The organism is Microbacterium sp. Z12_35 (genome assembly GCF_058310475.1).
This window is the reverse complement of the sequence record NZ_JBZEGJ010000002.1, coordinates 481,685-503,464: the sequence shown is the minus strand read 5'-3', so window position 1 is coordinate 503,464 and position 21,780 is coordinate 481,685. Positions and strand designations below refer to the sequence as shown.

The following is a 21,780-nucleotide window of genomic DNA, read 5'->3' as shown; positions in this document are numbered from 1 at the left end:
GGGTCATCGGGGGTCCAGGAGACTGCGCCCGACGATGAGACGCATGATCTCGTTCGTACCCTCCAGGATCTGGTGCACCCGCAGATCGCGCACCACACGCTCGATTCCGTACTCCTGCAGGTAGCCGTACCCGCCATGCAACTGCAGCGCCTGATTGGCGACCTCGAATGCCGCGTCGGTGGCGAACCGCTTCGCCAGCGCGCACGATGCGGCCACCCCGGGTGCCCCGGCGTCGAGGTCGCTGGCAGCGCGCTCGAGGAGGGCGCGAGCGGCCTGCAACTGCGTTTCCATGTCGGCGAGGGTGAACAGCACGCTCTGGTTGGCGGCGAGGGGCGCTCCGAAGGCGTGGCGGTCCTGAACGTACCTGCGCGCACGATCGAATGCCCACTGCGCCCCGCCCAGCGAGACGGCGCCCATGTTGAGACGGCCGCCGTTGAGGCCCTTCATGGCGATACCGAAACCGTCGCCCTCCTCCCCCAGGCGAGAGGAGACGGGCACCCGCACGTCTTCGAGGATCACCTGACGCGTCGGTTGGGCGTTCCAGCCCATCTTCTTCTCGTTCGGACCGAAGCTCAGACCGGGCGTGCCGTCGGGAACGAGGATGGCGCTGATCCCGCCCGCCCCCGCCGCACCGGTACGGGCCATCACGACGTAGACCGCCGAGGAGCCGGCACCCGAGATGAACTGCTTCACGCCGTTCAGCACGTATTCGTCGCCCTCGCGCCGCGCGGATGTCGTGAGCGCCGCCGCGTCGGAACCGGCGCCCGGCTCGGTGAGGCAATAGCTGCCCAGCTGGGTCATCGCCGTGAGACCGGGAAGCCATTCCTCCCGGTGGGCGGGCGTGCCGAAGGAATCGATCATCCACGCGACCATGTTGTGGATGGAGATGTAGGCGGCGATCGTGGTGTCGCCGCCGGCCAGTGCCTCGAAGATGGCGACCGCATCCAGTCGGGTGAGGCCGGCGCCGCCACTCTCCTCGCGTACATACACGCCGCCGAGTCCCAGCTCGCCCGCCGCGGCCAGCGCGTCGACGGGGAAATGCTTCTGCGCGTCCCACTCGGCGGCATACGGAGCCAAGGCGACATCGGAGAAGTCACGGACCGCTTCGACGAGGGCGGCGCGTTCGTCTGTCATCTGCGCGTACATGTTCAGTGCATCGTCGGAATGACGAAGCTTGCTCCTTCCTTGATACCCGACGGCCAGCGGGTCGTGACCGTCTTGGTCTTCGTATAGAACCGGAACGCGTCGGGACCGTGCTGGTTGAGGTCACCGAATCCTGACCGCTTCCAGCCGCCGAACGTGTGATAGGCGATCGGCACGGGAATCGGAACATTCACGCCGACCATGCCCACGTTCACGCGCGTGGAGAAGTCCCGGGCGGCGTCACCGTCCCGCGTGAAGATCGAGACGCCGTTGCCGAATTCGTGATCGGATGCCATGGCCAGCGCCTGCTCGTAGTCATCCGCCCGAGCGATGACGAGCACGGGTCCGAAGATCTCCTCCCGGTAGATCGTCATGTCGGTGGTGACGTGGTCGAAAAGCGTGGGTCCCAGGTAGAAGCCGTTCTCGTAGCCCTCGACGGTGTGGCCCCGACCATCGGCGAGGAGCGTGGCGCCCTCCTCGATGCCCTTCTGGATGTACCCGCTGACGCGCTCGACGGCGTCCCGGCTCACGAGCGGGCCGTAGTCGACCCCCTCGGCGAGCGCCGGACCGATCTTCAGTGAGGTGATGCGCTCGGCGAGCTTGACGGAGAGGGCGTCCGCGGTCGCTTCGCCCACGGGCACGGCCACGGAGATCGCCATGCAGCGTTCGCCGGCGGAGCCGTAGCCGGCGCCGATCAGCGCATCGGCCACCTGCTCGAGGTCGGCGTCCGGCATGACGATCATGTGATTCTTGGCACCGCCGAAGCACTGCGCGCGCTTGCCGTTCGCGGCCGCGGTGGCGTAGATGTACTGCGCGATCGGGGTCGATCCGACGAACCCCACCGCTTTCACCCGGTCGTCGTGCAGGAGCGCGTCCACCGCCTCCTTGTCACCGTTCACCACGGTGAAGACGCCCTCCGGAAGGCCCGCCTTGAGAAACAGCTCCGCGATGCGCAACGGCACCGAGGGGTCGCGCTCGCTGGGTTTGAGGATGAAGGAATTGCCCGCCGCGAGGGCGGGTCCGGCCTTCCACAGGGGGATCATCGCCGGGAAGTTGAACGGCGTGATGCCGGCGACCACGCCCAGTGGCTGGCGCAGCGAATGCACGTCGATGCCGGTGCCCGCGCCGGTGGTGAACTCGCCCTTGAGAAGGTGCGGCGCACCCGCGGCGAACTCGATCACCTCGACGCCGCGCTGGATGTCGCCCTTGGCATCGTCGACGGTCTTGCCGTGCTCGCTGGAGAGGAGCCTGGCCAGGTGATCCATGTCCTTCGCGATGAGGTCGAGAAAGCGCAGGAGCACCCGCGCACGGCGCTGCGGGTTCCACGCGCCCCACACGAGCTGTGCCTCTTCGGCATTGTCGATCGCGGCTTCGACCTCCGCGGCGCTGGCCAGCGGGACGCGCGCCTGAACCTCGCCGGTCGACGGGTCGAACACGTCTCCGAAGCGGCCGGAAGTGCCGGCGACGTGCTTCCCCCCGACGAAATGGGTCAGTTCTCTCATCACGTTCTCCTTCAGTCAGACCATGGTCAGGGCACGTGCCGGATCCGCGAGAATCGCACCGAGCTCCGCCAACACGCTAGATCCGAGTTCGCCGTCCACCAACCGGTGGTCGAACGACAGCGCGAGCTGGGTGACCTGGCGCGGCACTATTGTGCCCGCCACGACCCACGGCATCTCCCGGATCGCGCCGAAGGCGAGGATCGCGGCTTCGCCGGGGTTGAGGATGGGGGTCCCCGCGTCCACTCCGAGCGCGCCGATGTTCGTGATGGTGAGAGTTCCCCCGCTCATCTCCGCCGGACTGGTCCGGCCCGCCCGCGCCTTCTCGACCAGCTGACCGAGGGCGTCGGCGAGGCCGGCGAGGTCCAGCGTGTCCGCGGCCTTGATGTTCGGCACGAGCAGTCCGCGTGGGGTCGCGGCGGCGATGCCCAGGTTCACATGTCGATACTGGATGATCTCCTGCGCCGCTTCGTCCCAGGAGGCGTTGATGGCGGGATGGCGGCGGATGGCGAGCAGGAATGCCCGCGCCACCAGGAGAAGGGGGTTCAGCCGGACCCCCTGGAATGCTCGATCGGCCTTCAGCCGGGCGAGGAAGTCCATCGTCGGCGTCACGTCCACCGTCAGCCAGACCGTCGTGTGGGGAGCGGTGAACGCGGAGCGCACCATCGCCTCCGCCGTCGCCTTCCGGACCCCCCGGATAGGGATGCGCAGATCGCCTTCCGCCGAGCGGGATGCCGCGGGGCTGGACGCGGACGCCGCATCCTCGCTCGCCGCGGCCGTTGCCAGCAGAGCATCGCGATGCACGACGCCGGACGCATCCGCCGGGACCCCCGCAAGGTCGACGCCCAGCGATCTGGCCAGGGCCCGCACGGGCGGCTTCGCGCGGGGACGGTCGGGTGCGTCGGCGGACAGGGAGGCCGCCCCGGAGACTCCGAGCCGCCGTTTGCGCGGCTGGGCTGCGGTGGGCCCGGTGCCGACCAGGACGAGCGGCTTCTCGTCCGCTTCCGTCCGCTCCTCTGCCGTGCGGGCCGACTCCGCCGCCGAGTCCGGTGCGGCCGGTGCGGAGGGCTGGACGCCGACGGCGGACACGTCGCTTCTGTCGCCCAGGGTGACGAGAACGGTTCCGACGGGCACCGTGGTGCCGGCATCCACATGGATCGACAGCACCGTACCGGCGATCGGCGAGGGAAGCTCCACGACGGCTTTGGCGGTCTCCACCTCGACGAGCAGATCGTTGATGCCGACGGGGTCACCCTCGGCCACGAGCCAGGTCAGGACGTCGGCCTCGGTGAGCCCCTCTCCCACGTCCGGGAGTGCGAATTCCACGACGGGCATTGTCGGCCTCTCTAGAAGTTGAGCGCGCGGTCGACGGCATCGAGGATGCGGTCGACGTCGGGCAGGAAGTGGTCCTCGAGGTCCGCCGCGGGGTACGGCATGTTGTAGGCGCCCAGGCGCAATACCGGTGCCTCCAGCTCGTAGAAGCACGCCTCCGTCACGGCGGCGGCGATCTCCGCGCCGATTCCGAGAAACGTCGAGGCCTCATGCACGACGACCATGCGCCCGGTACGGCGGGCGCTCTCGCGCAGCAGCGGCAGATCCAGCGGCGAGATCGAGCGGAGATCGACGACCGACACCGAGAACCCGTCTTCCTCCGCGGCCTGTGCGGCGGCGAGCGCGGTCGCGACCGACGGGCCGTGAGCGACGAGGGTGCAGTCGGTACCCTCCCTGACCACAGCGGCCTCGGAGAGGGTTCGGCTCGGCTCCGTCCGCACGGGAGCCTTCTCCCAGTAGCGCCGCTTGGGCTCGTAGAAGATGACCGGATCATTGGATCGGATCGCCTGCTGGATCATGTGGTACGCGTCATCAGGATTCGAGCACGAGACCACCCGGAGACCTGCGGTGTGCGCGAAGTACGCCTCGTTCGACTCGCTGTGGTGCTCAACGGCCCCGATGCCGCCGCCGGCGGGGATGCGGATGACGATAGGAAGCGCGATGCGCCCGCCCGATCGCGCGCGCAGTTTCGCCAGCTGGCTGACGATCTGGTCGAACCCGGGGTAGACGAATCCGTCGAACTGGATCTCGCACACCGGACGGAATCCGCGCAGGGCGAGCCCGATGGCGGTTCCGATGATCCCCGACTCCGCCAGCGGGGTGTCGATGACCCGGCGAGGGCCGAACTCGGCGCGCAGGCCGTCGGTGACACGGAAGACCCCGCCCAGCACACCCACGTCCTCCCCCATGAGGACGACACGATCATCGTCCGCCATGGCCTGGCGAAGGCCGGCGTTGAGGGCCTTCGCGAGAGTGAGGGTTCCCAGGGTGTCCTCCACCGCGTTCACGGAATCGAGCACGGCGCTCACATCCCCTCCATTCCGGCGGCTCGGCGCGCCCGCTCCAGGCGTTCCTCTTCCACAAGCGGATGCGGTTCGGCGTAGACGGCATCGAACAGGTCGTCGAAGTCGGGGCCGGTGAGCGCGCGACACTCGGCGCGGGTCGTCTCGGCGAGCTTCTCCAACGATTCGTCGAGGCGATCGAACCATCGGGCGGGTGTCCCGGTGGTCTCGAGGAGTACGCGGAGTCGGGTCAGCGGATCGCGCGCGGTCCACGCGTCCACGTCGGAATCGTCGCGATATCGCTTCGGATCGTCGGAGCTGCTGTGGCCGGCCAACCGGTACGTCTGGGCCTCGACCAACACCGGGCCGTTGCCCGAGCGCGCGTACTCGACCGCCTGGCGGGTCACCTCGTGCACCGCCAGCGCGTCGTTGCCGTCGACGTGGAAGCCGGGGATCCCGAAGCCCGCCGCGCGCCGATGCAGCGGCGATCCCATCTGGGTGTGTGTCGGGGTGGAGATCGCCCACTGATTGTTCTGTACGAAGAAGAGCACCGGCAGCCGCGCGGCGGCCGCCCAGTTGAGCGCCTCATTGACGTCGCCTTCGCTCGCCGCGCCGTCACCGAAGTACACCGCGACGACCTCGTCCGCGCCTTCCAGCGCGACGCCGGCCGCGTAGCCGACGGCGTGGAGCGTCTGCGTGCCGAGCACGAGCGAGTAGATGTGGAAGTTCGACTGCTCGCTGCTCCACCCGGCATGAGTGACCCCTCGCCACTGGGCCATCAGTTCGCTCGGGGTGAGCCCGCGCACGAGCCCCACGGCGTGCTCGCGGTAGCTGGGGAAGATGTGGTCGGAGTCGCGCAGTGCGCGAGCGGAGCCGACCTGAGCCGCCTCCTGCCCCCAGGACATGAGCCAGAGCTTCAGCTCGCCCTGCCGCTGCAGGGCGAGCGCTTCCCGGTCGAATCGGCGCGCCCGCGCCATGTCGCGGTACAGCTGGCGGGCCAGCACCACGTCGACTCCCTGCTCGGCGCCCTCGACCGTGAGCTGGCCGTCCGGCGCCACGAACTGTGTCGCGGGGAGGGCCGGCTCGGGTCGCGCGGGCGAGATCAGCCGGGGAAGAGCGGGGGCGGTCATGACGGCTCCTGCGACGTGGGCACGGTGACCTCGTATCCCGTCACGCCGACGGTGTTCGAGAGGGTGAGGGCGAGCGTGTGCAGGCGCGGCTCGGTGGTCTCCACCGTCGCCTCCATCCGCCGGAAGGACCCGGCCGAGGAGTAGGTGGCCTGGAGGATCTCGACCTGGCGGCGATGGAAGATCGACACCAGGCGCAGGAGACCTTCGGCGTCGCTGCCGTGGACCGTCACGGTGACAACGGAGCGTCGGACATCCTCCGTCGACGGCCGCCCCTGCACGACTGTGCTCATCGACGACCTCCTCGTTCAGCGACGCCCCGGCTCGCTCGCGACGCCCCGGAAAACAACTGCAGTGTCAGCTATGTTGGAAATACCTAGGCACAGTGTCAAGTGATGTGTTCGCAACTATTCACTTCGGAGACTTAATGCCGACCATGTCCCCCGGAGGTGTGCGAATTGCCAATGATCGACAGGCTCGACGCAGAGATCATCAGCAAGCTGGCCGAGAATGCGCGCATCGGCATCGCCGAACTCGCCGCGGACCTCGGGGTGAGCCGGACCACCGTGCAGCTTCGGCTCCGCAAGCTGGAGGACGAGGGCGTCCTGCTCGGCTTCCAGCCCATCGTCAATCTGAGCAAGATGGGAGCGCCGGTCGAAGCGCTCGTGACGCTCGAGATCGACCAGCGACGCATGGGTTCGATCGTGCGCGGGCTGCATGCGTTACCGGAGGTCCTCGAAGTGCGCATCCAGGCCGGCCGGGAGGACCTGCTCGCGCACGTGGGGATCGGCTCGCTCGAGGAGCTTCAGGTGCTCACGGCGGCGATCGTCGCGATCGAGGGGGTGCGCAAGACGACGTCGACTTTCACGGTCTCCACGCCCGTCCGCTACCGCCTGGCACCGCTCCTGCGTAAACTCACCCGCGAGTCGGGCTGGGGGCGTGCCAATCCGGCGCCGACCGACCTCCACGCGGCCCCCGGCCGCTAGTACCGCTGGGAGCGCATCCGTGTTCGAGGTTGTCGACCAGTCTCCGGCGCAGCCCTGCGAGGTGCTCTTCGTCAGGGGGCGGGTCATCGATCCGGAGACCGGGCTCGATGCGATCCGCAACGTCGGCATCCGCAACGGCTCGATCAGCTACGTCGGTGCGGAGCATCCGGCCTCGGATCTGATCGTGGACGTGAGCGGATGCGTCGTATCGCCCGGGTTCATCGACCTCCACAGCCACGCTCAGTCCCCGACCGGGGCACTGCTGCAAGCGCAGGACGGCGTCACCACGGCTCTGGACCTGGAGGGCGGAGCCCTCCCGGTCGGCCTCGTCTACGAGCGCGCCGAGGCGGAGGGCCGACCGATCAACTTCGGGTTCTCATCGTCCTGGGCGCTGGCACGGATGCACGTGGTGGATGGTGTCGAGCTCCCCGGCGCGAATTCGCCCGAGCCCCTCCCCGAACCGATCCACCTGTTCGAGGACAACCTGACCGGCCCGCGCTGGAATTCCCTCGCCACCGATCGCGAGGTGTCCGCGATCCTGGACCGCGTGGAGGAAGGGGTTCTCGAAGGCGGCATCGGCATCGGGGTCCTCCTGGGGTACTCGCCGCAGTCGGGACGCGACGAGTTCTATCGCACCGCCCTGCTGGCCGAGAAGCTGGGGGTGCCCGCCTTCACCCACGCGCGACAGATGTCGAACGTCGAGCCGGGCTCGTCATTGGACGGCGTTCTGGAGATCATCGCGGCTGCCGCGGGTACGGGGGCGGCCCTGCACATCTGCCACATCAACAGCACCTCGCTTCAGCGCATCGACGACATCGCGGCCGCCGTCGAGGGTGCCCAGTCCCGCGGGAACCGCGTCACGACGGAGGGTTATCCCTACCCTCGCGGGTCGACGGGCGTGGGAGCCGCCTTCTTGGAGCCGGGCAGCCTGCATCGCCTGGGCATCACGCCGCAGTCCATCCAGTACCTGCCCACCGGCGAGCGCGTCGCCGATGCGGAACGTCTGGCCGCGCTGCGTCGCACCGACCCGGCGGGTCTGTGCATCATCGACTTCCTCGACACCGACGACCCGACGCAGTTCGCGATGCTGATGCGCGGACTCACCCTTCCCGGCGGGGCGATCGCCTCCGATGCGATGCCTCTCACCTACGGCGCGCGCCGCCTCCACGACGAGTGGCCGGTTCCGGAAGGGGCCGTCGCCCACCCGCGGAGTGCGGGATGCTTCGCCCGCCTCTTCGCCTGGCTCGTCCGCGACCTGGGCGTGTTCACGCTCGCCGAAGCCGTCCGCCGTGTCACCTATATTCCGGCCTCGCTTCTGCAGGAATCCGTGCCGGCGATGCGCACCAAGGGTCGCGTGCAGGTGGGAGCCGACGCAGACCTCACCATCTTCGACCCCGAGACCGTCTCCGACCTGGCGACGTTCGAGGAGATGAGGGCGTCCACGGGCTTCCGGCACGTCCTGGTCGGTGGGGCCTTCGTCGTGCGCGACGGCGGGATCGTGGCATCCAGCCGCCCCGGCCGCGCGGTCCGCAGCGCGGTGCGGTAACGGCCCCCGCGGCCCACCGCGGATGTCAGCCCCGAGGATGACGCGGGACTCAGGACGTCACTCCCCCGGACGACGACACCGCGGCGGGCGACGGCGAGGCTGGGATCATGAATTCCTCAGTGCTGCATGCCAGCGGACTCGTCAAGACCTTCGGATCGACCCCGGCCCTCGCCGGAGTGGATCTCACCATCCGTCGCGGGGAGTCGGTGGCGGTCATGGGGGCGTCCGGATCGGGCAAGACCACCCTGCTGCACGTGCTCGCGGGAATCATCCAGCCCGATCAGGGTCGGGTCGCCTTCGCCTCGGCCGCCGGCGCGTCCGTCGATGTCACCGCTCTCGGAGAGACGGGCCGATCCCGGCTCCGCCGGGAGAGCTTCGGCTTCGTCTTCCAGCAGGGTCTTCTGATCCCCGAGCTGACGGCGATCGAGAACGTCGCCATCGCCGTGATGATCACCGGGCGCGGACGTGCCGAGTCGATGGAGCGCGCGTCATCCTGGCTCAGCGCCCTCGGACTCGCCGGCTGGGAAGATCGCCGCATCGGCGAACTCTCCGGCGGGCAGGCGCAGCGGGTGGCCATCGCGCGTGCCCAGGTCACCGGCGCGGAGGTGGTGTTCGCTGACGAGCCGACCGGGGCGTTGGACTCACGGACCTCGTCCGACGTCATGGATGCCCTCCTGTGGGCGACGACCCAGCAGGGGCGCACCCTTGTGGTGGTGACGCACGACGCCGACGTCGCCGCGCGCTGCTCGCGGACGGTCTCGGTCAGCGACGGACGTCTCGTCACCGAGGGGGTGTCGGCATGAACCCCGGCGTGCTCATGCTGCTGATGCGGCCGTCCCCGGGCCAGAACGACGTGCTTGCCCTGCCGATCGTCGCCTTTGCGACCGTCAGCGCTCTGGTTCTCACCGTCGTGGGCGGCGCGCAGTCGTTCTGGACGTGGACGGACCCCGAGGCACCGATCTATCACGCGCTGGCCGCCATCGCGCTCGTGCTGCTCGTGGTGCCCCTTGTCACCCTGGGTGGGGCGGCCGCGCGACTGTCGGCCCGGCGCCGGGACGAGCGGCTCTCGACCCTTCGGCTGCTGGGCGTCTCGCCCGCCGGCGTGGTGGTGGCGACCGTCGTGGAGTCCGTCGCCCTCGCCGCAATCGGCGCCGTGGTCGGGTTCGTCCTCCACCTCCTGCTGGTTCCGCTGGTCGGGCTCATCCCGTTCCGGGGCGAAGCGCTCGGGGCCGGTTCCGTCCTCCTCCCGGCACCGACCGTCGTCGCGGTCGTCGCCGGGATCGTGCTCCTGGCCGCCGGGAGTGCCGCTGTCGGACTGCGCAAGGTCGTCATCTCGCCGCTGGGAGTGCGCACGCGCGCGGTGGCCGGAAAAGCGCACTGGATGCGCGCGGTCGTCACCGTGATCGCCCTCGTCGCCGCGTTCGTGCTCATCTCCGTGGTTCCGCATGCGACAGGGATGCTGCCGACCATCGTCGTGCTGACGATCGTGTTCGCGGTCGCCTTCGGGGTGCTCAACGTCGTCGGCCCGTGGGTACTGGGCGTCCAGGCCCGGCGACAGCTGCGCCGCGCGAACCAGCCCCACCACCTGCTCTCGGCGCGGACGGTGCTCGAGTCACCGAAGGCGGCCTGGCGTCAGGTCAGCGGGATCGCGATGACGAGCTTCATCGCGGTGTTCGCCGGAACCGCGGTCGCGGCGCTCGAGGTCATGGGCACCGGTGCAACGGAGGACGTCCAGCTGGCCGCCGACATCCGCACCGGTGTGACGATCACCCTCGTCGCGTCGTTTCTCATGGTCGCGTCGTCCGTGGGGGTGAACCAGGCCGCCGAGATCCTGGACCGCCAGGAGCTGCACCGGAGCCTTCACCGGCTGGGGATGCCCGTCGGAACGGTGGAGCAGGCACGTCGGCGCGCGATCATGAGCCCCCTGCTCCTCACCGCGATCGGCTCCGCCCTCTGCGCGGGCGCGATGATCTTCCCGCTGCTGGGCATCGCGCTGATCACCGCCCCGGTGTCGCTCCTCACGATCGCGACGGTCGTGGCGGTCGGAATCGGGATCGTGTGGCTCAGCACCCGGGCGACCCGGCCCATCCTCCGCCGCGCGTTCGCTGCGGCGTGAATGTCGGATTCCGCGCATCCTTTCGGCGCGCCGCACGCCACGGGGAGTTGCCGCGGAGCGGTGGACCTGGTTGGCTCAGGTTATGACTCTTTCGCCGATCTTCAACCGCGAGGGTCGTGTGACGGGCTGGTCCGAAGCCGACCGACTCTACTCCGCCGACGGCCAGCCGATCGGCTGGAGCCGCGACGGGGCTGTGTATGCCTCCGACGGCGCCCATGTGGGATGGCTCGAACGCGGACAGTTCCGTGACGCCGCCGGATGCGTGGTCGCCTGGACGACCGGAGCGGTGGGCAGCCCCGCGAAGCCGAAGGTGCAGGATCCGGTGCGCAGCCCCGTGACAGGCCCGATTCCGAGGAAGCCGAGTTTCTCCCGACGGATGAGCCGGGTGCCTTTCGTTCCGCTGTGGAGCGAGCGCGAATGGGACACCTACCTCCGCCAGGAGGCCGAGGCGGGCGCCTCGCCCAGCCGTACTCTCGGCTTGTAACGTGCGGGCATGAAAGCGATCGCGTACTCCTCTCCCGGCGACTCCTCGGTCCTCTCCCTCGTCGACCGTGAACCCAGCGAACCCGGCCCCGGCGAGGTACGCGTACGGATCGTCGTGTCCGGCGTCAACCCCACGGACTGGAAGGCGCGAACAGGGTCCACCCGGCGGGACGACTTTCCCGAGATCGTTCCGAATCAGGATGGCGCCGGGATCGTGGATGCCGTGGGCGACGGGGTGAGCGGCCTCAGCGTCGGCGACCGGGTGTGGATCTACCTCGCGCAGCATCAGCGCCCCACGGGCACCGCGCAAGAGCAGGTCGTGATCCCGGCGGAGCGTGCTGTGCGGCTCCCCGACGGCGTGGACATGGCAGTCGGCGCGTCGCTCGGAGTCCCGGCGATGACCGCGCACCGCACGCTCACGGTGCACGAGGACGGGCCGGGGCGTCTGCATCCCGGCGCGCTCGCCGGCCGCACGGTCCTCGTTGCGGGCGGCGCCGGCGCGGTGGGGCACGCGGCAATCCAGCTTGCACGCTGGGCGGGCGCGACCGTTCTTGCCACCGTCTCCTCGCCCGCGAAGGCAGCTCTCGCCCGCGCCGCGGGAGCACAGCACGTCATCGACTACACGCGGGAGGACGTCGCCGCGCGGATCGGTGAGATCGTGCCGAGCGGCGTCGACCACATCGTCGAGGTCTCGATCGCCGCGAACGCCGGGATCGATGCCGCCGTGGCGGCCAATCATGCCTCGATCGCCTATTACGCCGACGACGGCGGCGACCGCTTCTCCATGCCCTCACGCCCGACATTCGCAAAGAACGTCCGCGTGCAGGGAGTTCTGCTCTACACGGTGGGCCAGAAGGCGTGGGAGGCAGCCGCAGCGGACATCACCGCGGCTCTGGAGGCCGGCGCGCTCCCCGTCGGCGAGGACGCCGGACTGCCGCTGACCTGGTTCCCGCTCGCCGAGACCGCCGCTGCGCACGATGCGGTCGAGCAGGGCGCGGTCGGCAAGGTGCTCATCCGAGTGACCGACCTGTAAGGCGGTCACCGGTCGGCGCGCTCAGACGAGGTTCCTCTCAGCCCACCGGCCGAGCTGCTGGAGCAGGGGTACCAGCTCCTCGCCCGCCGGTGTGAGAGCGTACGCGACGGAGACCGGCGGGCCGGGTTCGACGGCGCGGCAGAGGAGCCCCGCGTCGGCCAGCTCCGACAGCCGATCCGACAGCACGGCATCACTGATGCCGGGGACGGCGCGGCGGAGGAGAACGAACGAGAGCGCCCCGCCGCTCAGCCCGTCGACGATCATGCCGTTCCACCGTTTGCCCAGCACGGAGAACGCGAGAGTCACGGCCGCATCGCAGACGCGCGGGTCGTGCGCCACCTGCAACTCCGCATCCATGCCTCGATTCTACCGTGCTAGCCTCGACGAATCGCTCTGTTTTTCTTAGCGACTAATACAAACTTCGGGAGTTCACGTGACGTTGTTCCGCCTGGATGCCAGCATCCTTCCCTCCACCTCTTCAAGCCGGTCCCTCGGCGACCTCGTCGAACAGGAGTGGACGTCCGCTCACCCCGACTCGACCGTGATGCGACGCGACCTGGCGGCGAACCCGATCCGGTCGACCGCCTGGCAGGACGCCGTCGTCGGCTCGCAGCTGCCGGAGTCGGAGCGTACCGAAGGGCAGCGCGAAGCGATCGCCCTCGCCGCCTCCATCGCCGACGAGCTCATCGGCGCGGACGCACTCCTCTTCGCCGTTCCGCTGTACAACTACGGCGTCTCCCAGCACTTCAAGATCTGGTTCGACCTGGCCTATGCCGACCCCCGCATCAACCCGCGGGGCACGGCGCTGCGCGGAAAGCCGGCCACACTGGTCACGGTGCTGGGCGGCAACTACAACCCGGGAAGCCCCAAGGAGGGGTGGGACCACTCCACCGGCTGGCTTCGCCGCGTGCTCGAAGACGTCTGGGGGCTTGACCTGCGGGTCGTTCAGCGGCCTTTCACCCTCGTGGGCGTGGACTCCGCGCTCGACGCGTTCGCCGACGTGGCCGCGACCATCAAGTCGGAGGCCGAGACCGGCGCACGCCGGTCGGGCCGCGAGCTGGCCGAGCTGCGTCGAAACCAGTCCGCGGCCTGAGGCAGGGCCCTCCTCGCCTGAGCCGAGGAGATCGGCTGAAGCGAGGCCCGCTACGGCCGATCTCGTCCTCGCGCCGGCGGATGTCCTCGCCCGGGGCGAGGAGAGCCTGCCGAGTCCCCGTCCACGACGAGGCCCCCGCCGAGCCGCGTTCTCAGGCGGCTCGGCGGGGGCTTCTTCGTCGTGCCCGGGCGGACAGGTCAGAGGTCGCGGCGACGAAGGGCCACGGTGGCCGCTCCGAGGACGATGACGACCCATCCGGCGAGAGCGGCGAGCGCGGCCAGCGGGGCGATGGCTCCGGGGGTGGCGCCGATCGCGGTCTGGCTGAGCGTGAGCGGGAGCAGCTGCCCCCACACCGGCTGCGTGCCGGTGGCAAGGCCCACGAAGCTCTGCACCAGCAGCTCGAGCACGACCACGCCGAGCATGATCAACACGCCCGCGAGTTGGTTACGCGCCAGCACGCCCACACCGAGGCCCACCAGCGCCAGGAGCGCGACGACGACGGCACCCTGCGCGAGCACGGTCGCGATCTCGCCCCATCCGAGAACGAGCGTGGCGCCGGCAGCGGGAAGGGAGAAGAGGAGGGTGATGAGGCTCACCAACGCATAGGCCAGCCCCAGAACCAGCCCGGTGGCACCGGTGGCCAGCGCCTTCGCGGCGAGGATCCGGCCCCGACGAGGCTCGGCGAGGGCTGTCGGTACGATGCCGCCGAACCGGAAGTCGGTCGTTCCGGCCAGCACACCCAGCACGAGCACGGCCAGCGATGCGATACCCAGCGATCCGCCCCCTTCGCTGACGCCGAGTGGGCTCAAGGCGGCCAACTGCGCGGCGGCCGTGGAGAGGTCGTATGCAGGCAGGTCACCGTCGAGAGCCGCGGCGCCGGGACCGATGGCGCCGCTCTCCAGAGCAGGAAGCAGGGTGACCAGCGTGAGTTGCGTGCCGATCAGCCCGATGATCCCGACGGCCAGAGCGACCTTCGTCGCCGCCGTGGTCGTCAGCTTGAGAAGTTCTCCGCGAAACATCAGTGCACTCCATCCGTTGTCGAGGTGACATCGAGATAGAAGCGCTCGAGGTCTCCGTTGTGTGTTGCCACGAGCGACGCCATGTCGCCCGCTGCGGCGACGCGCCCTTGCGCGATCACCACCACGTCGTCCGCGATGAGTGCGATCTCCGACAGCAGATGTGAGGAGATCAGCACGGTGCCGCCTCCGTCGGCGAACGCCCGGAGGCGTTCTCGCAGCCAGTGGACACCCTCCGGATCGAGGCCGTTGGCCGGCTCGTCGAGGACGAGGATCTCGGGGTCCCCGAGGAGCGCGGCTCCCAGCGCGGTGCGCTGTTTCATGCCCAGCGAGTACCCCGACACGTGCCGTCGTGCGGCGGAGGTCAGCCCGACCTCCTCGAGTACGGCGTCCACGCGCTCGGGCGAGGCGCCGATCTGCGACGCGATGATGCGCAGATGGTTTCGGCCGCTACGTCCGGGGTGCAGGCCGCCGCCGTCGAGCATGGCGCCGACGGTCTGTCCGGGATGCGGCAGCGCCGAGTAGGGGCGGCCGTGAATCGACACCGTACCGGCGTCGGGGGCGACGAGCCCGAGGATCATTCGAAGGGTGGTCGTCTTGCCGGCGCCGTTCGGCCCGAGCAGCGCGGTCACCCGACCGGCGCGGACGTCGAACCCGACGTCCTCCACGGCCGCGTGCGTTCCGAAGCGCTTGGTCAGCCCGCGGACGGCGATGGCTGAGGGAGTGTTTTCGTCCATGCCCTCAGCCTTCTCGCGACGGCCACCGGGCACCCCGTCCCGGAGGACAGTCCGCCCCTGTCCGAGCGGATGGAAAGGCAGCGGAGGTCAGCTCGGCCCTGAGCGATGCCGCGCCGTCCACAGCAGGTACCCGCTCAACGTCGTGACGACGGTGACGCCGGCGCCCAGGAGGGTGCTCTGCCGGGAACGCCACCGGGAGTCTCCCGCGATGAGCTTGCCCACGGTGTTGATCACGGCGGCGGTGAGAACCCCGGCGACGAGCCGGTTCCCGATCCGCTCGGCCCGGGCGACGAGAGGCTCCAGCTCTGCCGCCCGCAGGTGCACCTGCAAGCCGTTGCGGTCCAGGTCGTCGATCGCCCGGCGGAGGCGCGTGGGCAGCTCCAGTGCCAGGGCACTGGCGTCGGCGGACGCACGGGCAACACGGTTCGCGATGGCCGATGGAGCGAACCGTTCTCGCACCAGCCGCCGGGTGTACGGAGTGAGCACGGAGGTCAGGTCGAACTCCGGGTCGAGCTGCACGCCCATGCCCTCGATCATCATGAGGACCTTGAAGATCAGGGACACCTCACGCGGCATCTGCAGCCGTTGCTCCCGGAGCACGACGAGCAATTCGCTCGCCAGGCGGGCGAACCCGACCTCGCTGAGCGAACGATCCGCGTACAGGGCGATGAACGACGTCAGCGCTTCGCGGAAGGCATACCGGTCCACGTTGCCCCTCGTCACCGAGACACCCTCCAGCGCGTCGGCCAGGCTATCGGGGTTGCGGAGGGTGAACGCGATGAGGAAGTCAGCGAACCGGTCGCGAAGTTCCTCGGTGATCTCACCGACCATGCCGAAGTCGATCAGCGCGATGCGCCCGTCCGGGTGCACGAAGAGGTTTCCCGGGTGGGGGTCGGCGTGAAAGAAGCGGTGTTCGAAGATCATGCTCAGCACGATGTCGGCCCCGCTGCGCGCCAGAGCGCGCCGGTCGACACCGGCGGCGTCGAGGGCGGCGAGATCATTGATCTTGATGCCCGTCATCCGCTCGAGCGTGAGGACGCGTGACGTGGTTCTCTCCCAGAAGACCCGCGGGATCAGGACCTCGGGCCGGTCGGCGAACTGCGCGGCGAACCGCTCCGCGTTCTGTGCCTCGCGGTGGTAGTCCAACTCGGCCCGGAGGGTCCGCGAGAACTCCCGGACGATACCCCGGATGTCGTAGGCCCGCGCCGGCGCCCACGCGCGGGCCGCGCGGGCAGCGAGGCTGTTGAGGATCTCCAGGTCTTCCTGCACCTGCCGGACGGCATCGGGGCGGCGCACCTTCACCACCACCGAGGTACCGTCCTCCAGCCTCGCGGCGTGCACCTGCCCGATCGATGCGGACGCCAGTGGAGTCCACTGGAACTCGGCGAACAGCTCCTCCGGCTCGGCTCCGAGTTCGTGTGTGATGATCTCCCGGACGTCCGCGGCGGGCACCGGCGGCGCCGCATCCTGGAGCTTCGACAGCTCGATGATGTAGGCGGGCGGCAGCAGGTCGGGTCGAGTGGAGAGCAGCTGGCCCAGCTTGATGAAGGTGGGGCCGAGCTCCTCGAGGGCGACGCGGAGCCGCTGCGCCACCGTGTACGGCGGAGTGCTCGGGTGGGCTGCGTCGCGACCGCGACGGGTGGGCACCCACTTGCTGATGCCGGTGGCTCCGGCCAGGAAACCGAGCCCGTGCCGAGCCAGCGTGTCGGCGATTTCCTGATACCTGCTGAAGTGGGTCCTCACCTGCGGGCAGACCCGGTGCCGGGGAGGGACGGGATGCAGGGGGAAGTCACCCTCGATTGCGCCATCGTGTCATTGTCGCCGACCCCCCTTTGCGCGGGCAAGGATACCCGGTGTGCGGCATCCGCGCTGCCGGTCATCGGCACGGCTGCGCGAGGCGTAAAATTGCGATCTTGACGGAGCGAGCCAGATGGGCGCGTTCGACGGAGGAATCGTGGCCGGAAATGCGACCACTCGCTTTGACAATGTCTCACTCTTGTCAGTGGCGAGTACCCTGCCCGGGAGAGTGACGACATCCGAGGAGATCGAGGATCGTCTCTCCTCCGCACTCCGACGACTCAAGTTGCCCGGCGGCCTCCTGCAGCGCGTCGCCGGCGTGCTCGAGCGTCGCAACTGGGCTGCGGAGGAATCGTCGGATGACGCGACGATCGATGCCGGCAGGCGCGCCCTGGCGGAGGTGGCCGTGGACCCGGCCGATGTCGGGCTTCTGATCAACACCTCCGTCTCGCGCAAGCATCTCGAGCCGTCCGTCGCTGTGCGCCTCCATCACGGGCTGGGGCTGCCGAGTTCGGCCATCAACTTCGATGTCGCCAACGCCTGTCTCGGGTTCGTGAGCGGCATGAGCCTGGCGGCGAACATGATTCAGTCGGGTCAGATCCGTTACGCCATCGTCGTCAATGGCGAGGACGCGGACGAGATCCAGGCCAACACGATCCGCCGGTTGTCGCACACGGATGTCGGCCGAGCAGGCTTCATGAGCGAGTTCGCATCCCTCACGCTCGGGTCGGGTGCCGCTGCCGCGGTCCTCGGTCGCACCGATGAGCACCCCGGCGGACACCGCATCCTCGGCGGAGTCACACGCGCCGCAACCCAGTTCCATGAACTGTGCGTCGGCAGCGTCGACGGCATGTTCACCGACGCGAAGGCACTCTTGAAGGGCGGACTGGACCTCGTGGTCTCCGCCTGGAAGGAGGCATCCGGGCCGTGGGACTGGTCGTCGATGGACCGGTACATCACCCACCAGGTGTCCTCCGTGCACACGAATGCGATCGTGAAGGCGGCGAAGCTCGACAGTGCTCGCGTGCCCGTGACCTTCCCGAAGTACGGAAACGTCGGGCCGGCCTCGATCCCCATCACCCTCGCCGAGGAGCAGGCAACCCTGGCCAGGGGCGACCGGGTGCTGCTCATGGGCGTCGGCTCCGGCCTCAACACGGCCATGATGGAACTCGCCTGGTGAGTGCCGGCGCGACCCTGCCCCCGCCTGGTCTCCCCGGCCTCGATCCCCGGTTCAGCCGTATCGTCGCGGTTCCCGGCGTGGGCGGAGACCAGGGACTCGTGCGCGAATGGCACTGTCTTGATACCGGGCCCGAGCTCGCCCGCCTCGGCGTCGCGGCCGTCGGCACGATCCTCGCCGTGCACGGCAACCCGACGTGGTCCTACCTCTGGCGTGACCTCGTCAGGCAGTCGGTGCGCGCGGCCGAGCGCGGAGAGCCCGCGTGGCGCGTCGTGGCGGTCGACCAGCTCGACATGGGATTCTCCGAACGCACCGGCGTGGATCGTCCGCTGGCGCAGCGCGTTGCCGACCTGGGGGCCTTCACGGCGGCGCTCGCCCTCGACGCTCCGGTCGTCACGCTCGGTCATGACTGGGGCGGAGTCGTCTCGTCCGGCTGGGCGATCGACCATCGGAGATCCCTTGCCGGTGTGATGCTGCTCAACACCGCCGTTCACCATCCGAACGGCGTGCCGATCCCCGCCCCGCTGCGGCTCGCGGGTGCCCGCGGAATGCTCGCCGCCTCGACGGTCGCCACGACGGCCTTCTTGGACACGACGCTCGCGCTCGCATCGCCCGCATTGGATGCTGCGACCCGGAACGCCTACCGGTCCCCGTACGCCTCCGCCGCGCGGCGTCGCGCGATCGGCGGCTTCGTGGCCGACATCCCGGTCGATGACCGTCACCCGAGTCATCCCGAACTGGAACGGATCGCGGCTGGCGTCGCGGAGCTCGACGTGCCGGCGCTGCTGCTATGGGGACCCAAGGATCCGATCTTCAGCGACCGTTACCTCGACGACCTCCTCGACCGCCTCCCTCAGGCGGATGTGCACCGGTTCGAGGGCGCGGGTCATCTCGTCGCCGAAGATCGCCCCTACGCGGAGGCGGTGCTGGCGTGGCTTCAGGAGCGGGGCGATCGGCTCATCGCGTCCGTGGGGATCTCGCCGCGCCATCCAGACCGGGCGACGGCGCTGCCTGCCGACGGCACGCCGTTCACCCCGATCTGGCACGGACTGGAGGAACGCCGATTCGACGATGAGACGGCGATCGTGGATATGTCGCCGACGCGCTCGGGGGCCATGCGCCGCGTGAGCTGGCGGCAGCTCGATGATCGCGTCCGGCGCCTCGCCGCGGGGCTCCACCGCATCGGTGTCCGCAAGGGCGACCGCGTGTCGCTCCTGGTGCCCCCCGGTCCGACGCTCTCGGCCATCGTCTACGCGTGCCTTCGGATCGGCGCGGTCATCGTCGTCGCCGACGCCGGCCTCGGCGTCCGGGGCCTGACCCGCGCCGTCCGCGGGTCGTGGCCCGACGTCATCATCGGTGAGACCCTGGGCCTCACCGCCGCTCGCGCCCTCGGCTGGCCGGGAGTGCGGATTTCGGCCAGGCGCCTCCCGGGACCAGCCGCCGCGGCGCTCGGTGTCCGCTACAGCCTGGGCGACATCCTGGCCCAGGGCACGGGCGAGCCCCTCCCCACCCCGCCCGGGCCGGAGGATGACGCCGCCATCCTGTTCACCTCCGGATCCACCGGACCCGCGAAGGGCGTCGCCTACACGCACGGGCAGCTCGCGGCGCTTCGCGACGTGCTCGCGCAGCATTTCATGGTGACGAAGGAGACCGGTCTCGTCACCGGGTTCGCGCCGTTCGCCCTGCTGGGCCCGGCGCTCGGCACCCGCTCGGTCACGCCGGAGATGGATGTCTCCTCGCCCCGGACGCTCACCGCGAGCGCAGTGGCCGCCGCCGTACGCGAATCCGACGCCGGCATCGTGTTCCTCTCCCCCGCCGCCGTCCTCAACGTCGTCGCGACCGCCGGTGCCCTCACCGCGGACGACCGCGCCGCCCTGGCGCGCGTCGACACATTCCTCTCCACCGGCGCACCGATCAGCGCGCGCTTGCTGGAATCGGCCGCGGAACTCATGCCGAACGCGACGCCGCACACGCCGTACGGGATGACGGAATGCCTTCTCGTGACGGATGTGACGCTCGACGGAGTGCGTGAGGCGGCACAGGCCCCGGACGCGGGTGTCTGCGTGGGGCTGCCGATCGGCGCCAATCGCGTGCTGGTGAGCGCGCTCGACGCGGACGGCCGCGCCACCGGCACGCCCACGGCGGAGCCGGGAGTGCTCGGCGAGATAGTCGTGTCGGCGCCCCACCTCAAGGATCACTACGACCGGCTGTGGCTCACCGACCGCGAAGCCGCTCGCGGCACCGACGACCTCGACCCCTTCGAGCCCGGAACCCGCTGGCATCGGACCGGTGACGTGGGGCACCTCGACGCGCACGGTCGGCTCTGGGTCGAAGGGCGGATGCCGCATGTTCTGGTCACCGCGGACGGGCCTCTCGCCCCCGTCGGACCTGAGCAGGAGGTGGAACGCGTGGATGCGGTGCGCCGCGCGGCCGTCGTGGGCGTCGGCCCGCACGGACTGCGGCAGGCGGTCGCGGTCGTCGAGACGATTCCGCCCACGCCGCGGGCGGCCCTCGCCGACCCCGACCTCACCGCCGACGTGCGAGCAAGCACCGGCATCCCGCTGGTCGCGGTCCTCGCGGTACCGCGGTTACCCACCGACATCCGTCACAACTCGAAAATCGACCGTTCGAAACTGTCCGGGTGGGCCGAGCGCATCCTCGCCGGCGAAAGACCCGTGGCGCCGTGATCGTCCTCGTCACCGGGGCATCGGGCTTCCTCGGACGCGCCGTCGCCGCGCGCCTCGTCGCCTCCGGCCACCGTGTGCGCACCTTACAACGCCGGCCGTCCGGTGTCGAAGGAGCGGCCGATATCCTGGGTTCCATCACGGCCCCGGGCGACGTCACACGCGCCGTGGACGGTGTCGAGGGGGTCGTGCACCTTGCCGCGAAGGTCTCCCTCGCAGGAGCGAGGGACGAGTTCGACGAGGTCAACGTGGAGGGGACCAGGGCGCTGCTGGACGCGGCTGAGCAGGCTGGCGCATCCCGATTCGTACAGGTCTCCTCCCCCTCGGTCGCCTACGCGGGTGCGGCGCTCGCCGGCGTCGGCGCCGAGCCGGCCGATCCGCTCCGCGCCCGGGGGGACTACGCGCGTACGAAGGCGAAGGCGGAGCTGATCGCGCTGGCGCGGAACTCGCCGTCGCTGCACGTCGTGGCGGTCCGCCCGCACTTGGTATGGGGTCCGGGTGATACGCAGCTGATCGCGCGGATCGTCGATCGGGCGCGCGCGGGGCGCCTTCCGCTCCTCAACGGCGGCACCGCCCTGATCGACACCACCTACATCGACAACGCCGCCAGCGGGATCGCCGCCGCCCTCGAGCGGGCGGAGGAGGCCGGGGGCCGCGCCTACGTCCTCACCAACGGTGAGCCGAGACCGGTGGGCGACCTCCTGGCGGGCATCTGCCTCGCCGCGGGCGTGAAACCCCCGCGGCTCAGCATCCCGGCGTGGCTCGGGCGCACCGCCGGCTCGGTGATCGAGCGCGCGTGGGCCATCAAGCCCGGCGCGGATGAGCCGCCGATGACCCGGTTCCTTGCCGAGCAGTTGTCGACGGCGCACTGGTTCGACCAGCGCGACACCCGCCGCGCTCTCGCCTGGGCGCCGACGGTCTCCATCGATGAGGGCCTTCGTCGCCTCGCCGCCAGCTACGCGAGCTGAAGGACGCGGGAGGGAGGAGTCGCCGCAATGCGAGCCGCCGAC

General features: G+C 69.9%; 20 protein-coding genes. 10 read left to right on the top strand and 10 right to left on the bottom strand.

The window, feature by feature from the left end:
• Window positions 1-3: 3 nt before the first annotated feature.
• From AC4FS1_RS15255 to AC4FS1_RS15230, 6 genes are read right to left on the bottom strand one after another with little or no spacing between them, the layout of a single operon-like run.
• On the bottom strand, window positions 4-1,134 hold the full coding sequence (locus AC4FS1_RS15255) for an acyl-CoA dehydrogenase family protein (protein ID WP_491156534.1): 1,131 nt from the start codon (window positions 1,132-1,134) through the stop codon (window positions 4-6).
• 14 nt (window positions 1,135-1,148) lie between these two features.
• Window positions 1,149-2,648 carry a CoA-acylating methylmalonate-semialdehyde dehydrogenase gene (locus tag AC4FS1_RS15250; protein WP_491156532.1) on the bottom strand — a complete coding sequence of 500 codons (1,500 nt, stop codon included), beginning with the start codon at window positions 2,646-2,648 and terminating at the stop codon, window positions 1,149-1,151.
• A gap of 12 nt (window positions 2,649-2,660) precedes the next feature.
• A complete protein-coding gene (locus tag AC4FS1_RS15245; protein WP_491156530.1) occupies window positions 2,661-3,977 on the bottom strand; it encodes a dihydrolipoamide acetyltransferase family protein in 1,317 nt (438 codons plus the stop codon).
• 11 nt (window positions 3,978-3,988) lie between these two features.
• Window positions 3,989-5,002 (bottom strand): alpha-ketoacid dehydrogenase subunit beta, encoded by a 1,014-nt coding sequence (locus AC4FS1_RS15240; protein ID WP_491156529.1) that lies wholly within the window; start codon window positions 5,000-5,002, stop codon window positions 3,989-3,991.
• Entirely contained in the window at window positions 4,999-6,105 is a 1,107-nt protein-coding gene (locus AC4FS1_RS15235) for a thiamine pyrophosphate-dependent enzyme (protein WP_491156527.1), read from the bottom strand. Before AC4FS1_RS15235 ends, AC4FS1_RS15240 begins: the two co-directional genes overlap by 4 nt.
• Window positions 6,102-6,395 carry a hypothetical protein gene (locus AC4FS1_RS15230; RefSeq protein ID WP_491156525.1) on the bottom strand — a complete coding sequence of 98 codons (294 nt, stop codon included), beginning with the start codon at window positions 6,393-6,395 and terminating at the stop codon, window positions 6,102-6,104. Before AC4FS1_RS15230 ends, AC4FS1_RS15235 begins: the two co-directional genes overlap by 4 nt.
• 171 nt (window positions 6,396-6,566) lie before the next feature.
• Between AC4FS1_RS15230 and AC4FS1_RS15225 the strand changes: the two genes are divergently transcribed.
• The 6 genes from AC4FS1_RS15225 to AC4FS1_RS15200 all read left to right on the top strand — a co-directional run bounded on the left by AC4FS1_RS15225 (window position 6,567) and on the right by AC4FS1_RS15200 (window position 12,266).
• Entirely contained in the window at window positions 6,567-7,088 is a 522-nt protein-coding gene (locus AC4FS1_RS15225; RefSeq protein ID WP_491156523.1) for an Lrp/AsnC family transcriptional regulator, read from the top strand.
• A gap of 19 nt (window positions 7,089-7,107) precedes the next feature.
• Window positions 7,108-8,634: an amidohydrolase family protein gene (locus AC4FS1_RS15220; protein ID WP_491156521.1), complete on the top strand. Its 1,527-nt coding sequence runs from the start codon at window positions 7,108-7,110 to the stop codon at window positions 8,632-8,634.
• Between the two features lie 107 nt (window positions 8,635-8,741).
• Entirely contained in the window at window positions 8,742-9,437 is a 696-nt protein-coding gene (locus tag AC4FS1_RS15215; protein WP_491156519.1) for an ABC transporter ATP-binding protein, read from the top strand.
• Complete coding sequence (locus AC4FS1_RS15210) at window positions 9,434-10,750, top strand: FtsX-like permease family protein (protein ID WP_491156517.1); 1,317 nt, start codon at window positions 9,434-9,436, stop codon at window positions 10,748-10,750. The genes AC4FS1_RS15215 and AC4FS1_RS15210 overlap by 4 nt, the downstream gene beginning before the upstream one ends.
• An 82-nt stretch (window positions 10,751-10,832) precedes the next feature.
• A complete protein-coding gene (locus AC4FS1_RS15205) occupies window positions 10,833-11,234 on the top strand; it encodes a 4-fold beta flower protein (RefSeq protein WP_491156516.1) in 402 nt (133 codons plus the stop codon).
• A gap of 9 nt (window positions 11,235-11,243) precedes the next feature.
• A complete protein-coding gene (locus AC4FS1_RS15200) occupies window positions 11,244-12,266 on the top strand; it encodes an NADPH:quinone reductase (protein WP_491156514.1) in 1,023 nt (340 codons plus the stop codon).
• Window positions 12,267-12,287: 21 nt separating this feature from the next.
• Here the strand turns inward: AC4FS1_RS15200 and AC4FS1_RS15195 are convergent, their stop codons facing one another.
• The gene (locus AC4FS1_RS15195) at window positions 12,288-12,623 is read right to left on the bottom strand and encodes a winged helix-turn-helix transcriptional regulator (protein ID WP_491156513.1); all 336 of its coding nucleotides are present in this window, start codon (window positions 12,621-12,623) and stop codon (window positions 12,288-12,290) included.
• Window positions 12,624-12,699: 76 nt separating this feature from the next.
• Here AC4FS1_RS15195 and AC4FS1_RS15190 point away from each other — a divergent pair, with 76 nt between their 5' ends.
• The gene (locus tag AC4FS1_RS15190; RefSeq protein ID WP_491156511.1) at window positions 12,700-13,359 is read left to right on the top strand and encodes an FMN-dependent NADH-azoreductase; all 660 of its coding nucleotides are present in this window, start codon (window positions 12,700-12,702) and stop codon (window positions 13,357-13,359) included.
• A 197-nt stretch (window positions 13,360-13,556) separates the two neighbouring features.
• On the opposite strand, the gene AC4FS1_RS15185 is transcribed toward AC4FS1_RS15190, so the two are convergent.
• The 3 genes from AC4FS1_RS15185 to AC4FS1_RS15175 form a co-directional block, all read right to left on the bottom strand.
• Complete coding sequence (locus tag AC4FS1_RS15185) at window positions 13,557-14,378, bottom strand: hypothetical protein (protein ID WP_491156510.1); 822 nt, start codon at window positions 14,376-14,378, stop codon at window positions 13,557-13,559.
• On the bottom strand, window positions 14,378-15,112 hold the full coding sequence (locus tag AC4FS1_RS15180; protein WP_491156508.1) for an ABC transporter ATP-binding protein: 735 nt from the start codon (window positions 15,110-15,112) through the stop codon (window positions 14,378-14,380). Before AC4FS1_RS15180 ends, AC4FS1_RS15185 begins: the two co-directional genes overlap by 1 nt.
• A gap of 87 nt (window positions 15,113-15,199) precedes the next feature.
• A complete protein-coding gene (locus AC4FS1_RS15175; RefSeq protein ID WP_491156506.1) occupies window positions 15,200-16,855 on the bottom strand; it encodes an ABC1 kinase family protein in 1,656 nt (551 codons plus the stop codon).
• Between the two features lie 187 nt (window positions 16,856-17,042).
• On the opposite strand from AC4FS1_RS15175, the gene AC4FS1_RS15170 reads away from it, so the two are divergent.
• Genes AC4FS1_RS15170 through AC4FS1_RS15160 form a run of 3 tightly spaced genes read left to right on the top strand, consistent with a single transcriptional unit; the run spans window position 17,043 to window position 21,738 of the window.
• Window positions 17,043-18,089, top strand: a complete 1,047-nt coding sequence (locus AC4FS1_RS15170) for a 3-oxoacyl-ACP synthase III (RefSeq protein ID WP_491156505.1) — start codon at window positions 17,043-17,045, stop codon at window positions 18,087-18,089.
• Window positions 18,083-20,773, top strand: coding sequence for an alpha/beta fold hydrolase (locus tag AC4FS1_RS15165; RefSeq protein ID WP_491156779.1), 2,691 nt, complete (start codon window positions 18,083-18,085; stop codon window positions 20,771-20,773). The genes AC4FS1_RS15170 and AC4FS1_RS15165 overlap by 7 nt, the downstream gene beginning before the upstream one ends.
• Window positions 20,770-21,738 carry an NAD-dependent epimerase/dehydratase family protein gene (locus tag AC4FS1_RS15160; protein ID WP_491156504.1) on the top strand — a complete coding sequence of 323 codons (969 nt, stop codon included), beginning with the start codon at window positions 20,770-20,772 and terminating at the stop codon, window positions 21,736-21,738. Before AC4FS1_RS15165 ends, AC4FS1_RS15160 begins: the two co-directional genes overlap by 4 nt.
• Window positions 21,739-21,780 lie beyond the last annotated feature (42 nt).